The organism is Thiomicrolovo sp. ZZH C-3 (assembly GCF_054862725.1).
In genome coordinates, this window is sequence record NZ_JBTKXX010000002.1 from 121,821 (window position 1) to 135,339 (window position 13,519).

General features: G+C 57.1%; 14 protein-coding genes. 5 read left to right on the forward strand and 9 right to left on the reverse strand.

The features are described 5' to 3' along the window. From ACXWTF_RS09005 to ACXWTF_RS09015, 3 genes are all read right to left on the reverse strand, one after another. Complete coding sequence (locus ACXWTF_RS09005; RefSeq protein WP_461714682.1) at positions 1 to 240, reverse strand: Sec-independent protein translocase subunit TatA/TatB; 240 nt, start codon at positions 238 to 240, stop codon at positions 1 to 3. A 95-nt stretch (positions 241 to 335) separates the two neighbouring features. After that, a complete protein-coding gene (gmk, locus tag ACXWTF_RS09010; protein WP_461714683.1) occupies positions 336 to 956 on the reverse strand; it encodes a guanylate kinase in 621 nt (206 codons plus the stop codon). After that, positions 953 to 1,666: a hypothetical protein gene (locus tag ACXWTF_RS09015; protein WP_461714684.1), complete on the reverse strand. Its 714-nt coding sequence runs from the start codon at positions 1,664 to 1,666 to the stop codon at positions 953 to 955. Before ACXWTF_RS09015 ends, gmk begins: the two co-directional genes overlap by 4 nt. Positions 1,667 to 1,741: 75 nt before the next feature. On the opposite strand from ACXWTF_RS09015, the gene ACXWTF_RS09020 reads away from it, so the two are divergent. Further along, the gene (locus tag ACXWTF_RS09020; protein ID WP_461714685.1) at positions 1,742 to 2,209 is read left to right on the forward strand and encodes a hypothetical protein; all 468 of its coding nucleotides are present in this window, start codon (positions 1,742 to 1,744) and stop codon (positions 2,207 to 2,209) included. Between the two features lie 4 nt (positions 2,210 to 2,213). Here the strand turns inward: ACXWTF_RS09020 and ACXWTF_RS09025 are convergent, their stop codons facing one another. The 3 genes from ACXWTF_RS09025 to rpsB form a co-directional block, all read right to left on the reverse strand. Next, positions 2,214 to 2,858: an ABC transporter ATP-binding protein gene (locus ACXWTF_RS09025; RefSeq protein WP_461714686.1), complete on the reverse strand. Its 645-nt coding sequence runs from the start codon at positions 2,856 to 2,858 to the stop codon at positions 2,214 to 2,216. A gap of 101 nt (positions 2,859 to 2,959) precedes the next feature. Continuing rightward, positions 2,960 to 4,027 (reverse strand): translation elongation factor Ts, encoded by a 1,068-nt coding sequence (tsf, locus tag ACXWTF_RS09030; protein WP_461714687.1) that lies wholly within the window; start codon positions 4,025 to 4,027, stop codon positions 2,960 to 2,962. Positions 4,028 to 4,029: 2 nt separating this feature from the next. Beyond that, positions 4,030 to 4,800, reverse strand: coding sequence for a 30S ribosomal protein S2 (rpsB, locus tag ACXWTF_RS09035; protein ID WP_461714688.1), 771 nt, complete (start codon positions 4,798 to 4,800; stop codon positions 4,030 to 4,032). Between the two features lie 374 nt (positions 4,801 to 5,174). On the opposite strand from rpsB, the gene ACXWTF_RS09040 reads away from it, so the two are divergent. Continuing rightward, a complete protein-coding gene (locus ACXWTF_RS09040) occupies positions 5,175 to 6,797 on the forward strand; it encodes a DUF3373 family protein (RefSeq protein WP_461714689.1) in 1,623 nt (540 codons plus the stop codon). A gap of 86 nt (positions 6,798 to 6,883) precedes the next feature. Here ACXWTF_RS09040 and ACXWTF_RS09045 read toward each other — a convergent pair whose 3' ends face one another. The 3 genes from ACXWTF_RS09045 to ACXWTF_RS09055 all read right to left on the reverse strand — a co-directional run bounded on the left by ACXWTF_RS09045 (position 6,884) and on the right by ACXWTF_RS09055 (position 9,724). Next, positions 6,884 to 7,390 (reverse strand): peroxiredoxin, encoded by a 507-nt coding sequence (locus tag ACXWTF_RS09045; protein WP_461714690.1) that lies wholly within the window; start codon positions 7,388 to 7,390, stop codon positions 6,884 to 6,886. 469 nt (positions 7,391 to 7,859) lie between these two features. After that, complete coding sequence (locus tag ACXWTF_RS09050; RefSeq protein ID WP_461714691.1) at positions 7,860 to 8,288, reverse strand: 2-thiouracil desulfurase family protein; 429 nt, start codon at positions 8,286 to 8,288, stop codon at positions 7,860 to 7,862. 20 nt (positions 8,289 to 8,308) lie between these two features. Next, entirely contained in the window at positions 8,309 to 9,724 is a 1,416-nt protein-coding gene (locus ACXWTF_RS09055; protein WP_461714692.1) for an aldehyde dehydrogenase family protein, read from the reverse strand. Between the two features lie 152 nt (positions 9,725 to 9,876). Between ACXWTF_RS09055 and ACXWTF_RS09060 the strand changes: the two genes are divergently transcribed. The 3 genes from ACXWTF_RS09060 (at position 9,877) to ACXWTF_RS09070 (ending at position 13,493) form a co-directional block, all read left to right on the forward strand. Next, complete coding sequence (locus ACXWTF_RS09060; RefSeq protein ID WP_461714693.1) at positions 9,877 to 10,326, forward strand: globin domain-containing protein; 450 nt, start codon at positions 9,877 to 9,879, stop codon at positions 10,324 to 10,326. 258 nt (positions 10,327 to 10,584) lie between these two features. After that, positions 10,585 to 12,213, forward strand: coding sequence for an adenine deaminase (ade, locus tag ACXWTF_RS09065; RefSeq protein WP_461714694.1), 1,629 nt, complete (start codon positions 10,585 to 10,587; stop codon positions 12,211 to 12,213). After that, on the forward strand, positions 12,210 to 13,493 hold the full coding sequence (locus ACXWTF_RS09070) for an NCS2 family permease (protein WP_461714695.1): 1,284 nt from the start codon (positions 12,210 to 12,212) through the stop codon (positions 13,491 to 13,493). The genes ade and ACXWTF_RS09070 overlap by 4 nt, the downstream gene beginning before the upstream one ends. Positions 13,494 to 13,519 lie beyond the last annotated feature (26 nt).

A 13,519-nucleotide genomic window follows, 5' to 3' on the forward strand; every position in this document is an offset into this window, starting at 1 on the left:
TTACGCCTGTTTTTCGGTTTCTTTGGGTGCTTCGGAAGCTGCCGTTGCGTCACCGCCCTCGACTTTTTTGGGGGCCTCGCCGCTGGCGACCTCTTCGGTCCCTTCGTCTTTCATCTCATTCTTGAAGTTCTTGATTCCCTTGCCGATACCCTTGGCAAGATCCGGAATTTTTTTCGCACCGAAGAGCAGGACGATGATCCCGAAAATCAACAGCAGTTCAGTTCCGCTTGGCATACCCATAGTAAATCCTTAGGTGGTTTTTTTGGAAATGTAATAATAGCGAAAAAATGCAGGGATATTGGTTAGTAAAAGCGTTTGCAGCGGCGGGAGGGGCGCTAGTGCGCTTCCCACGCCTGTACGAATTCATTGATCGTGAGGGTCGGGACTTTCAGACGGGCGGCCCTGGCCACGGAAACGAGCACTTCTGCCGCCTCATCGAGATCGTCGTTGATGATAATGTAGTCGTACTCGCTCATGCGCTGAACTTCACGTTTCGCCATATCGATCCGGCGTTCGATCACCTCCGCCGCATCGGTGGCCCGCGCCCGCAGACGCTGCTCGAGTTCGCTCAGGCTCGGGGTCGTGATGAAGGCCGAAGTCGTAATGTCGCCCATGCGGTTCTGGACCGCATCATGCCCCTGGACGTCGATGTCGAAGATGACCAGTTTCCCCTCGGAGAGGGCCGCTTTGACGGGCTTGAGCGAGGTGCCGTAGTAGTTGCCGTGCACGACGGCATACTCAAGGAAGTTCTCCTCCTCGATGTCGCGCTTGAAGCTCTCCTCGTCGACGAAGTGGTAGTGCACGCCATCCACTTCCCCTTCACGTATCGGACGCGTCGTCGTCGAAATGGAGAAGTAGTAGGGCCCGATCGCCTCCGCCACCTTTTTGATCAGGGAACTCTTCCCCGCACCGCTTGGGCCCGACAGGACCAGGATCGCTCCGCCGTTTTTGTTCATGCCTTCTCCCCGAATGAAATATCGATTCTGACGCCCATCGCCTTAAGCGCCTGCGCGACCGATTCGTCGCTGAGGATCGCCATCAGGTCCTGCAGCGCTTCGACGCCCCGGGCATGCAGGTCGATGTCGCTGAAATCCGTCTCTTCCGATGTGCGTTCCGGGGCATCGGCATCATAAAGGACTTCTTCGACCGGCTGTTCCCACTCCCGCCGGTCGAGGTGTTCCATCGCCGCCTCGATCTGCTCGCCGAACGACGGCCCTTCGGCCTCCTCGCCCTCGACGGCATCGAGCAGCTCTTTGAGCTCATCGATCTCGGCACTGTTGAAGACCGGGGTTGCCGATTCCGCTTCCCATGCCTCTGCCGCTTCGTCGGCATCGAAAACGTCGCTGCGTTCGACCAGGGCGCTGACGGCCAGCTCCGCATCATCAAGGGCCTGCCCCAGCTCTTCGGGCAGGAACGGTTTGCCCAGTACCGCATCATACCCCTGGGGCATCGGGTCGAACCGTGAGCCGATGAAAATGGCATAGTGCCCGCGTGCTTTCGCGGCAGCCGCATCGTAGGCTGCTGCGACGCTGTCATCGACGATGGCGACATCGGCCCGCTGCCCGTCGGCACTGTCCGGCTGCAAAAAAGCATCCCCCCGTTTTTGTGCCAGACGTTCGACCAATTTAGCAACAATGGGCGTGGTGTTGAACAGCGCAATGGTCATAACGTCCCTTGAATGCGGTATGAAAATACCCGTAAAAGTGTGTTAACATTGTAACAAAAAAGCATCCCAAATCGAATGAAACCCCTCCTCATCGTCGGCCTGATCCTCAACACCCTCATAGCGGACAGCGCACTTTTGCTTCCGCACCGCTGGCAGGATGTCAGGCACACCCTGGGTGTCATGATCCGCAGCTCCGACGCTCCGCTTCTCATTGTGACTGCAAGTCTGGATGACCCCTATCTGCGCCGCGCCCTACGCCGCGTGCTCGAAGACGGAAAAGCGGTGACGCTCATTACCGGCTCGGAGGAGACCGCTTCGCAGTGGGCCATGTACCGTACGCTGCACGCCTGCCTCCTGCCGAAGGGAACTTCCCTGACTTTCAGCCTGCTCCGCACGCCTGAAAAGGGCTGCATGGTCAGCAACACCCTCGAGACCGACAGGCTCCGCACCGACGACGCTCTGATGCTCTGCGGTGAGCGTACAATGTTCGATGAAACGGTTCGGCTGCTGCGCCAGGAGTGCAAAGGGTATTTCGAACGCTGAGAGACTATTTTACCTGGACCAGTTTGTGATCCTCAAGCTTGTAGACCCGCTGGCAGCGGTCCGCCAGCTGCAGTTCGTGGGTGACAAGCAACAATCCCGCATCATGTTGCTCGATATAGCGGTCGAACAGGTCCATCACTTCGCAGGCCGTCTCCAGGTCCAGGTTCCCCGTCGGTTCATCCGCGAAGATCAGGCGCGGCTTCTTCGTCAGCACCCGGGCGACGGAAAGGCGCTGCTGCTGGCCGCCGGAGAGCTCCGTCACCTTCTGACCCGCAACATGTTCGATCTTGAGGGCCCGGAGCAGTTCGGGTTCGACCGGCTCGTTCGAGAGGATGGAAGCCACCTCGAGATTCTCCGCACCCGTAAAGCCTTTGAAGAGATAGTGCGATTGGAAAATGATCCCCAGCTGCTTCCGGCGCAGTTCCACCAGGCCGCGGTTGGAGAGCCCCTGCATCGGTTCGCCCATCAGCACCACGCTACCGCTGTCGGGAGTAAGCAGGGTGGAGAGAATATGAAGCAGGGTCGATTTCCCGCTGCCGCTGACCCCGATAATGGCCACAGACTCGTGGGGCGCGATCGAGAGGTCCACGCCGGAAAAGAGCGGGTAATCAAAATGGTGGGCAATGCCGCTGGCTTCTAGCAGTTTCATGAGTGCAATGATAGTGCGTTTTGCGTTAGTTCTGGGTTAGTTTGGGGTCATGGGAAAGAAAAGCGGGCGACGGTGTCACCCGGAGGGGGGCAGCAGAGGGCTTACGCCATCTGTGCAGCGACTTCGGCAGCGAAGTCGTCTTGTTTCTTCTCGATGCCTTCGCCGACTTCGAGGCGGACGAATGCGACGACTTCAGCGGTACCGCCGACAGCTTTTGCCGCTTCGGCAACTGCTGCTGCAACCGTTTTCTTGTCGTCAAGAACATAGTTCTGATCCAGGAGCGCCTGCTCTTTGTCCAGGGTTGTGTTATCTTCGATGTAGCGCGCGATTTTACCCGGCAGGATGTTCGGAATGATCTTCTCAGGCTTGCCTTCGGCGATCAGTTCCTCTTTCATCTTTGCTTCAGCCGCTGCCAGGACATCTTCAGTCAGTTGGGACATGGAGATGTACTCCGGCACGTTTTTAAGCGGCTTTTTGAGACGGGCAAGCTCTTCGTTCTCTTTTTTGATCGCTTCGATACGGCCTTTTGTCTCGGCAGCAACGAAATCAGCGTCAAAATCTTTGTAGCTCAGTGTCGTCGGTTTCATCGCAGATGCGTGCATAGCAACCTGCTTCGCCACTGCGACCATGGCGTCAGCCGTTTTCGCAGAGTCACACTCGATCGCAACGATAACACCGATGCGCGTGTTGGAGTGGATGTAACCGTTGACCGCGACATTTTCGCTTCCGCTCAGTGCCGCGATGCGGCGGAGTTCGATCTTCTCGCCGATCTTCGCAACCGCTTCGTCGAAGTAAACGCTGAACGCTTTGCCTTCGTACTCAGTCTCGCGCAGCGCTTCAGCTGTATCCGCTTCCGTCGTGAATGCCTGCTCAACGGTCGTAGAAACGAGGTTCTGGAAGCCTTCGTTTTTCGCAACGAAGTCTGTCTCGGAGTTAACCTCGACCAGGGTAGCACGTTTGTTGTCTGCAGAGATCTTCAGACCGATAGAGCCTTCAGCAGCAACGCGGTCCGCTTTTTTAGCGGCCTGAGCAATCCCGCGTTCACGCAGCCACTCTTTGGCTTTTTCCATGTCGCCGTTTGACTCGGTGAGCGCCTTTTTACAGTCCATCATCGGTGCGTCAGTTGCCTGACGCAGCTCTTTTACCATTGCTGCTGAAATTGCTGCCATGCTTATGCTTCCTCTGTCGTTGTTTCTTCTGCTGTTGCTTCTGCAGTTTCTGCAGCCGCTTCTACCTCTTCGCCTTCCGCTTCCGCGTTGTCGGCGATCATCGCTTTACCTTCGTTGACCGCTGCCGCCATCTCTTTACAGAAAAGCTGGATGGAACGGATCGCGTCGTCGTTGCCCGGGATCGGGAAGTCGATCAGGTCCGGATCACAGTTTGTATCGAGCGGTGCAATAACCGGGATACCGAGGTTGCGTGCTTCTTTGACGGCGATGTGCTCTTTGACGGCGTCAACGACGAACATCATATCCGGCAGTGTTTTCATGTCGCGGATACCACCGAGGTAAGACTCGAGCTTCGCTTTCGTACGTGCCATCATCAGCGCTTCTTTTTTGGTCAGCAGGTTGATCTGGCCGCTCTCTTGCATCTGCTCGATCACTTCGAGCTTGCGCAGAGATTTCTGGATGGTCGGGAAGTTGGTCAGCATACCACCGAGCCAGCGGTTGTCAACGTAAGGCATGCCACAGCTCTCTGCCGCTTCTTTGACAGCGACGCGCGCCTGCTTCTTCGTACCGACGAACATGATCGTCTTGCCTTCGGCAGTAGCATCAACAACGATCTGATACGTGTTGCGGAAGTAGCGCAGTGTCTTCTGCAGGTCGATGATGTAAATGTTCTTGCGGACACCGAAGATGTATTTTTTCATTTTCGGGTTCCAGCGGCGTGTCTGGTGGCCGAAGTGGACACCGCACTCGAGAAGGTCTTTCATAGTTACCATAATAATGGTCCTTTCAGCATCGTGCCTCGGGGCACGATTAAATTAAAAAATACCGGTTCGCTTCAATGCCCCCGGCAGTCCTCTTCTATTTTTTCAGATGAGGCTGCACCGGTTTTTGGGTTTGGCACCTGAGATCTTGTTCTCCGGCAAATGAGTGATATTGCATGGAGAAAATCGCGGAATCTTATCTTATATAGGCTTAAGAGTATGTTAAGCATAGATGTTGCCCCATCATCCCGTTTCCCGTCTGTTCATTTCAATTCCGATTTATATTACTTCTGGTAGGCTGTGTAATACTATTGTGATTAATTTGTTTTTCTTATGTTAAGGATTAGCTGTCCGGAAAAACAATTCACATGTTCAAGGAGATAATAATGAAAACACCGTTGATCCTTTCCGTTGCCGCCGCGGCGATACTGAGCGTCGGCCTCCAGGCCGATGAAACCACCGACCGTATGGAGGCGATGGAAACACAGATCGAAGCCCTTCAGGCAGAGCTTTCAGCCATGAAAGATGCCAAAGCCGATGAAGCGGATGCAGCTGCTGCAGACGATGAAGAAGGCGGTGATGAAGAAGAGGATGAGACCGAAGAACGTCTGACCGACCTCGAAGAGCAGATCAGCACCATCAATAGAAACACGTCAGGAAGCCACCTCAAATTCGGCGTCGATTTCCGTACGGCCATCGACAACCTGAACTATAAGATGGCCGGGAAAGCCTACAACCCCGACACGATGGCCTTTGACGGTGATGATACCCAGAGCAACGACGCCTTTCTCACCAACCGCCTTTGGCTCAACATGGAGTGGCTGGCAACGGAAAATATGAGCTTTACGGCCCAGCTCGCCTATAACAAAGCCTACGGATACCGCAGCGGTTTTGCCGGCGGCTACCCGGGCTTCGAGACCTTTGACTGGATCACGAACGAGAATGCCTACGATGACGTCCTCCGCGTCCGTTCCGCCTACTTCTTCTACCGCAACGACACCTTCCTCGGTGCGGAGATCCCCTGGACCTTCAGCATCGGCCGCCGCCCCTCCACCAACGGCCACCTCATCAATCTGCGCGACGACGACCGCCCCGCCTCACCGATGGGGCACAACATCAACGTCGAATTTGACGGGATGAGCTCCAAGTTCAGCTTTGAAGACCTCACCGGCATCGACGGGATGTACATCAAGTTCTGCGCCGGCCGCGGCGGCACGAACGCCAACGCGAAGTTCTTTACGATTAATATGGAGAACAACAATACCCTGGGCATCGCAGCACCCTATGTCAAGAACGATGCCGACCTCCCGGACATCGACCTCGGTGGCCTGATCTTCGTCCCCTACGATGACGGCCAGTACAGCCTCGGCACGCAGTACTACTATGCAGCGCACCTTATCGATGCTTCCGTCACCCCGACTCCGGGCGGCTATGTCTTTAACGGCATGGAGGACGTCGGGAACATGCACGCCGTCACGGCGAACTTCATGATCAACGGTATCGGCAACGGCTGGAGCGACTTCCTCGACGATACGATCTTCTTCGCCAGCGGTGCGATGAGCATCACCGAACCGAAAAAGAACGGCCAGGGGATGCTCGGATCCACCGACAGCAAAACCGGTTCCTCCTATTGGGTCGGTCTCCAGGTCCCGACGATGTTCACCGACATGGGGCGCATCGGCTTCGAATACAACCACGGCGACAAATACTGGCGCTCCATCACCTACGCCGAGGATACGAACATCGGTTCCAAGGTCGCGGCGCGCGGTAGTGCCTACGAAGCATACTACACCGACTACCTGATCGAGGATGTCTTCAGCTTCCAGATCCGCTATACGTATATCGATTACGACTATGCCGGCTCGAATGGCTTCTTCGGTTCAACGACCAGTGGTTTCTACGACGGCGACGGCGATCCGATCAAGATTGCCAATCTTGCGGCGCCGGAAGCATCCATGACGGTCGACAAAGCCCAGGACATCCGCTTCTACCTGCGCTACCGCTACTGATGCCTGCGGGCATCATAGCGTTAAGCGTAGGATGAGAAGAGGTCATCCTTCTCTCTTTCTTAGCGCTTTCTGCTTAACGCTTGGCACTAATTACCCTGCAATTCCGCCAGCTTCTTCTTGACCTCTTCGACATGCACGATCTCGTATTTGACACCCTGCTTTGAACGCTTCTGACGTACTTTGACGTTCCCCCATGCCGCGGCGACTTTGCCCTCCGGGTCGATAATATAAGTCGTACGGACAATGCCCATGTACTCTTTGCCGTAGTTCTTCTTCAGGGCCCAGACGCCGTAATCTTCCATCATGGTGTGCTCCGGGTCGCTGAGCAGGGTGATCTTCAGCGACTGCTTCTCGATAAACCCGCGGTGGACCTTCGGCGAATCCGCACTGACACCGAAGATCGCGGCATTGAGCCCTTTGAATTCGGGCAGCTGCTCGGTAAAGTCGCACGCTTCGGTCGTACACCCGGGCGTATTGTCCTTGGGATAGAAGTAGAGCACGATCCACTTTCCTTTGAGATCGCGCGAACAGATCTCCACCTCATCCTGGTTTTCCAGGCAAAAATCCGGCGCAACGGTTCCGATTTCAAGCATTATTTTGTCCTTTTCATTTTTGGGGAATCATAGCATAGGTACCAAGTGCAGCAACCATTCCTTCCCCCCAACCCAATCTAATAAGCTTCGGTTCCCGAAGCGCATCAAATCGATAGGCAGCCTGTCGTTAAGCGTGCCTTGAAAGCCGCTGCGGAGGCACAAAGCCGGGAGCAGCGTGCGATTCGCGCAACGACGATTTTCTTTGGTTTCGTTTCTTTGTAAAAAGAAAGGAAAAGGAAAAATGTTCATGCCACTTTTTTCTCACAGAGAGTGCAAGCACAAAGAAAAAGTAGCGCAAAAAGCGGCCTTTCGCGAATCGCTCATCCCTCCCGGCTTTATGCCTCCGGGATGGCTTACAAAGAGCGCTCAAGGCCAATTCCTGATTTGATTGAATGCGCTTCGATGTGTCGAAGCTTTTTTCCAATCGGTTTTGTTTCTTTGTAAAAAGAAAGGAAACGCGCAACGGGACCTATATACTATTCTCGTCAACGATACTGATGTCGGGGAATGCATGCAACAGCAGGTCTGCCGCCACCCCGTTGCCTTTGGCGATCTCATTGCCCGCTTCATCCAAAACAGGCGTCGTGCCGATCCCGCAGCTAGGGGATTTGGACTTGAGAATGATCCCTGTCGCATCCGGATGCGCCTTGATCAGCGCTTCGGTCTGCTCGATGAGCGCATCGGTCACATCCGTACCGTCCGCATCTTTACGGACCCGCAGGCCGTGATCCTCCGTCGCGATGACGCTGATCCGCCCGCGGGGTGTCCCCAGAACCGGGGCTTCGGGACAGAAGGGGATCACCTCTTTGTCTGCAAGAGAGGCGAGAACGCCGTCATCTTTTTTAGTAGCTCCATCATATCGGCATTTTTCGCCCAGCAGACAGGCAGAGACAATCACCTTCTCTTTTTGCATACTGTCTACGCGATAACGACGGATTTGAGTTCCGTCATCTCCTCAATGGCAAACCGCGGCCCTTCACGACCGACGCCGCTCAGCTTGACCCCGCCGTAGGGCTGGATGTCGAAACGCAGGGTCGGCATATCGTTGATAACGACGCCTCCCGCCTCCAGCTCGCTGATCGCACGCTGCGTCAATGCCAGGTCGTTGGTAAAAATGGAGAACTGCAGCCCGTAGGGCGAATCGTTCATCCGGGGAGCGGCGTCGTCAAAACCGTCAACCTTGACCAGGGAGACAATCGGTGCGAAGACCTCTTCACAGACGATCGCCATATCATCCGTAACGTCCGCCATGACCGTCGGGTAGAACATCGTGCCTTCGCACTTCACCTCCGTCATCGGCCGGGCCCCCTCGTCGATGGCGCTCTGTACCCATGAAAGTGCCCGCTCGGCCGACTCTTCGTTGATCAGCGGCCCCATGAAGGTGTCGTCGTCGTAAGGCGAACCGACCGTAAGCTTCTGCGTCGCTTCGGCCATTTTCTGCGCAAATACGTCGTAGACGTCGGCATGGACATAGATGCGCTGCAGCGAGATGCAGACCTGCCCGGAGTTGACGAAGGCCCCGAGCGCACAGCGCTGTGCCGCCAGATCAAGGTCGGCGCTCTTGTCGATGAAGGTCGCCGCGTTGCCGCCGAGCTCCAGGCTCACCTTTTTGATCCCCGCACTCTTGGTGATGATATTGCCGACGGGAACGGAGCCGGTGAAGCTGATCTTGCGCGGGATGTCGCTGCCAACGAGCGTACTGCCCACTTCGGCATCGCCATAAACAACGCTCAGGGCGTCCTTGACCGCGTGGGGGCTTTCGATAAAGAGCTTGGCGAACTTGTAAGCCGTCAGCGGCGCCTCCGGCGTCGGTTTGAGGACGACCGTATTGCCGGCGACGAGGGCCGGGGCGAGCTTGTGCGCCACCAGGTTCAGCGGGAAGTTGAACGGCGTGATCGCCGCGATAACGCCGACAGGTTCACGGATATAGAAGGCCGTCGTTTTGCGGCCGCTGGGCATCGCATCGGTGTTGATCGTTTCCCCGTGCATGGTGCGCATCGTCTCGGCGGCGAGGGTCACCGTTTCGATGCAGCGCTCCACCTCGACCCGGGCGAAAGCGATCGGTTTGCCGACCTCATCCGTGATCGTCCTGGCAATATCCTCTTTCTGCTCCCGCAGCTTTGCCGCCACGTCGTGCAGCCAGTCGCAGCGCTGTGACAGCGTCGACGCTTTGGCCGCTTTTGCGGCCGCTTTGGCGATCTCCAGTGCCCGCTGTGTCTCTTCCGCACCGCAGTGCGGTGCTTGTGAGACCACCCTACTGTCATAGGGGCTGCGGCGCTCCGTCCAGCTCCCCGTCACCGCTTCGTTTGAACCGAAAAATACCTTTGCTTCCATCCTCTGCTCCCACATGTAAAGAGTGTTTCCATTATACAAAGCGCCCCGTTAAGCCATGGATTCTTCCCGGCCTTTACGCTGATTTTAGAAAAAACCTTTTACAATCGAAACAAAAAATGCGGCATTCACAATATGCCGCCGATAGGAAAATGATGCTTAACCTTGAAATCATCCCCGGCCAGCTCGGCGTCCGTCCCCCGGTAACCAAACCCCATCCCGGCTTCTACCCGCAGGTCGGCGAAGATCGCTTCCGCAAGCTCGTCGACGACCACTACGAACTGATCCGTAACAGCGATATCGCCTTTTTGTTCCCCGTCAACGACGAAGACGATTTCCAGCAGGCCAAGAACAATGCCGCCGACTTCTTTATCCAGATCTGCGGCGGCCCGGACTACTTTAACCAGCACCGCGGCGAACCCCGTATGGTCGGCCGCCACGCGCCGTTCCGCATCGATGAGGCCGCCCGCCGCCGCTGGCTGGAGTTTTACGCCCAGCTGCTGCCCCAGCTCGTCGAAGAGGGCATAGACGAAGCGTACGTCCAGTCCTTCTGGGACTACATCAACGTCTTCTCCGCCTGGATGATCAACACCCCCTCTGCCTAAGCGCTACAGATACTAAAAGTAACCGTTTCTTCCGTCAGGTCAGAAACGGTACTTAGCGTGTCAGCCGGATCACCGGGGAGTGGCATGTCCCGAAAGCGGCAGCCTTTTATCCTTTTTTCTTCCCGGTTCGGCTTCTTTTTTGGATAAGCAAAAAAGAAGGGGAACAAAACACCAACAAGAAAACGCCTACTCCTCAAGTAATCCCCCCTTTATCCCATCTATGCAAAAATGTATTCGATTGAAAAGAGGTGCAAAACCATGGTCATCGAATCCAACTACGTCGATATCCGCCGCCGCGAGATCTACCCCGCCAAAATCATCATTAAAAACGGCGTTATCGATTCCGTCACACAGATCGACACCCCCTGCCCCACCTACATCCTCCCCGGCTTCATCGACGCGCATATCCACATCGAAAGCTCCATGCTTCCGCCAAGCGAATTCGCCCGCCTCGCCGTCCTTCACGGTACGGTCGCCACCGTCTCCGACCCCCACGAGATCGCCAACGTTCTCGGCATCAAAGGGGTGGAGTTTATGCTCGAAAATGCCGGGAAAGTTCCTTTCCATTTCGCCTTCGGGGCCTCCCCCTGCGTCCCGGCGACCCCCTTTGAGACAAGCGGCGCGACCCTCGGCGTCGGCGAGGTGAAAACGCTGCTGGCAAACCCGAAGATCGGCTACCTCAGCGAAGTGATGAACTTCCCCGGGGTTGTGAGCGGAGATGCGGAGATGCTCGCCAAGATCGCGGCCGCGAAAGCGCTGGGCAAACCCGTCGACGGCCACGCCCCCGGCCTGCGGGGTGATGACCTGAAGCGCTACATCGCCGCCGGCATCACGACCGACCATGAGGCCTTCACCTACGAAGAGGGGCTGGAGAAGGTGCAGTCGGGAATGAAGATCCTCATCCGGGAGGGCTCCGCCGCCAAGAATTTCGAAGCCCTTGCCCCGCTGATAAAGGAGTACCCCGACATGCTGATGTTCTGCAGCGACGACCGCCACCCCGACGACCTCCGCCGCGAACACATAGATGCCCTTGTGCGGCGTGCCGTCGCCAAGGGGTATGACCTTTTCGACGTGCTGCGTATCGCCTGCCTTAACCCCATAGATCACTACGGCCTCGGCGTCGGAACGCTGCAGCCCGGGGAGAGCGCCGACCTCATCGAGGTCAACAACCTGGAAGATTTCACCGTCCTGCGCACCGTGATCGGAGGCCGCACGGTTGCCGAACAAGGCCAAAGCCTCATCCCCTCCGTCCCGCTGCCGGAGCTCAACAACTTCCATGCAGCGCCTAAGCGGCCGGAGGATTTTGCCCTCCCGCCCTGCGACACCGCGGAGGTGATCGAGGCCGTCGACGGCGAACTGGTCACCCACGAGATGGTTGCCCCGCTGAAAAACGTCCCTGCAGACCGCATCGGCGACCCGGAGCACGACATTCTCAAGATCGCCGTCGTCAACCGTTACGAAGACGTCCCGCCCGCCGTCGCCTATGTGAACGGTTTCGGGCTCAAAGCGGGGGCCATCGCTTCCAGCGTCGCCCACGATTCGCACAACATCATTGCCGTCGGCTGCAGCGACGAAGCTATCGCCAAAGCCGTGAATCTCGTGATCTGTGCCGAAGGCGGCATCTGCGCCTTGAACGCTTCCGAGCAGCATCTCCTCCCGCTGCGCATCGCCGGGATCATGAGCGGGGAGGACGGCTTCAAGGTGGCTGAGCAGTATGAAGCCCTGGACCGCTTCGCCAAAACGGTGCTGGGTTCGAAATTGCATGCGCCCTTTATGACGCTCTCGTTTATGGCGCTGCTCGTCATCCCCGAGCTCAAGCTCAGCGACAAAGGCCTCTTCGACGGGCGGAGCTTCCACTTCATCAAAGGGTGCAGAACAGAACCATGAACCTCTTTCAACTCCAAGACCATGGCACGGACTTCCGCACCGAGATAACGGCCGGATTTACGACCTTCCTCGCCATGCTCTACATCGTCCCCGTCAATGCCGCGATCCTCAGTGCGGCGGGCCTCCCCTTTGATGCGGTCATCACCGCGACGGCGGTCATGACGATCATCGCTTCCGTCCTCAACGGCCTCTGGGCCAACACCCCGATTGCCATGAGCGTCGGCATGGGCCTCAACGCCTATTTCAGCTTCGGGCTCGTCAAGGGGATGGGGCTGGCGTGGCAGACGGCGCTGGGGATCGTTTTCCTCTCCGGTATCCTCTATATTCTTATCAGCATCACCCCGCTGCGGCGCTGGATGATCACGACGATCCCCATGGACATTAAACGCGCCGTCAGCGCGGGGATAGGCGCCTTCATCGCCTTTATCGGGATGGAGCAGCTCCACCTTATCACCGACAGTCCGGCGACGCTGGTCACCTTGGGCAACCTCAAAGACCCCCACCTCCTCATCGGTCTCTTCGGCCTCGCCCTGGCGATCCTCTTTGTCATCAAGAGGGTCCGCGGGGCGTTTATCCTCTCCATCACGCTGACCGCCCTGCTTGCTTGGGTAACGGAAGTAGACCCGATGCCTGAGGCCTTTTTCTCCCTGCCCGCCTCCATGGCGCCGATCGCCTTCGAACTCGACATTGCCTCGGCCCTGAGCCTCTCGATAGTGCCGCTCATCCTCATCTTCCTGATCACCGACCTCTTTGACACCCTCGGTACCCTGACCGGGGTCGGCATGCGCGCAAATCTCTTTCAAAGCAAGGATTCCGTTCCCCTGCAGCGCACCATCGAGGCCGACGCCGCGGCGACGATGCTCAGCGGCCTCGCCGGGGTGACCAGCACGACCGCGTTCATCGAGAGCGCGGCGGGGGTCGAGGCGGGCGGCCGGATGGGGCTGACCGCCGTCGTTACCGGGCTGCTCTTCATATTGCCGCTCTTCTGGCTCCCCTTTTTCCAGGCGATCCCCTCCAACGCCGTCTATCCCGTTCTTATCGTCATCGGCGTCATGATGTTCGGCGAACTGCAGCATATCGACTACAGCGACGCGGCGGTCAAGTACAGCACCTTCCTCATCGTCCTGGGGATGCCCCTCACCTACTCCATCACCGACGGACTCCTGCTGGGATCACTCGCCTACGTCTTCGTCCGCTGCATCCAGGGGCGCTTCAGACAGATCGATATCGCGATGGGCGTGCTGGCCGCCGTTGCCCTGCTCGTGTTCTTCGTCCTCTGACCTGAGGAGGTTTATAAAGATGCCCA

Bases quoted from the DNA above. Each gene is read 5' to 3' on its own strand.
- ACXWTF_RS09005 (WP_461714682.1), bottom strand. From the start codon at position 240: ATGGGTATGCCAAGCGGAACTGAACTGCTGTTGATTTTCGGGATCATC.
- ACXWTF_RS09015 (WP_461714684.1), bottom strand. From the start codon at position 1,666: ATGACCATTGCGCTGTTCAACACCACGCCCATTGTTGCTAAATTGGTC.
- ACXWTF_RS09055 (WP_461714692.1), bottom strand. From the start codon at position 9,724: ATGGAAGCAAAGGTATTTTTCGGTTCAAACGAAGCGGTGACGGGGAGC.
- ACXWTF_RS09070 (WP_461714695.1), top strand. From the start codon at position 12,210: ATGAACCTCTTTCAACTCCAAGACCATGGCACGGACTTCCGCACCGAG.
- tsf (WP_461714687.1), bottom strand. From the start codon at position 4,027: ATGGCAGCAATTTCAGCAGCAATGGTAAAAGAGCTGCGTCAGGCAACT.
- ACXWTF_RS09045 (WP_461714690.1), bottom strand. From the start codon at position 7,390: ATGCTTGAAATCGGAACCGTTGCGCCGGATTTTTGCCTGGAAAACCAG.
- ACXWTF_RS09040 (WP_461714689.1), top strand. From the start codon at position 5,175: ATGAAAACACCGTTGATCCTTTCCGTTGCCGCCGCGGCGATACTGAGC.
- rpsB (WP_461714688.1), bottom strand. From the start codon at position 4,800: ATGGTAACTATGAAAGACCTTCTCGAGTGCGGTGTCCACTTCGGCCAC.
- ACXWTF_RS09020 (WP_461714685.1), top strand. From the start codon at position 1,742: ATGAAACCCCTCCTCATCGTCGGCCTGATCCTCAACACCCTCATAGCG.
- ACXWTF_RS09025 (WP_461714686.1), bottom strand. From the start codon at position 2,858: ATGAAACTGCTAGAAGCCAGCGGCATTGCCCACCATTTTGATTACCCG.
- ade (WP_461714694.1), top strand. From the start codon at position 10,585: ATGGTCATCGAATCCAACTACGTCGATATCCGCCGCCGCGAGATCTAC.
- gmk (WP_461714683.1), bottom strand. From the start codon at position 956: ATGAACAAAAACGGCGGAGCGATCCTGGTCCTGTCGGGCCCAAGCGGT.
- ACXWTF_RS09060 (WP_461714693.1), top strand. From the start codon at position 9,877: ATGCTTAACCTTGAAATCATCCCCGGCCAGCTCGGCGTCCGTCCCCCG.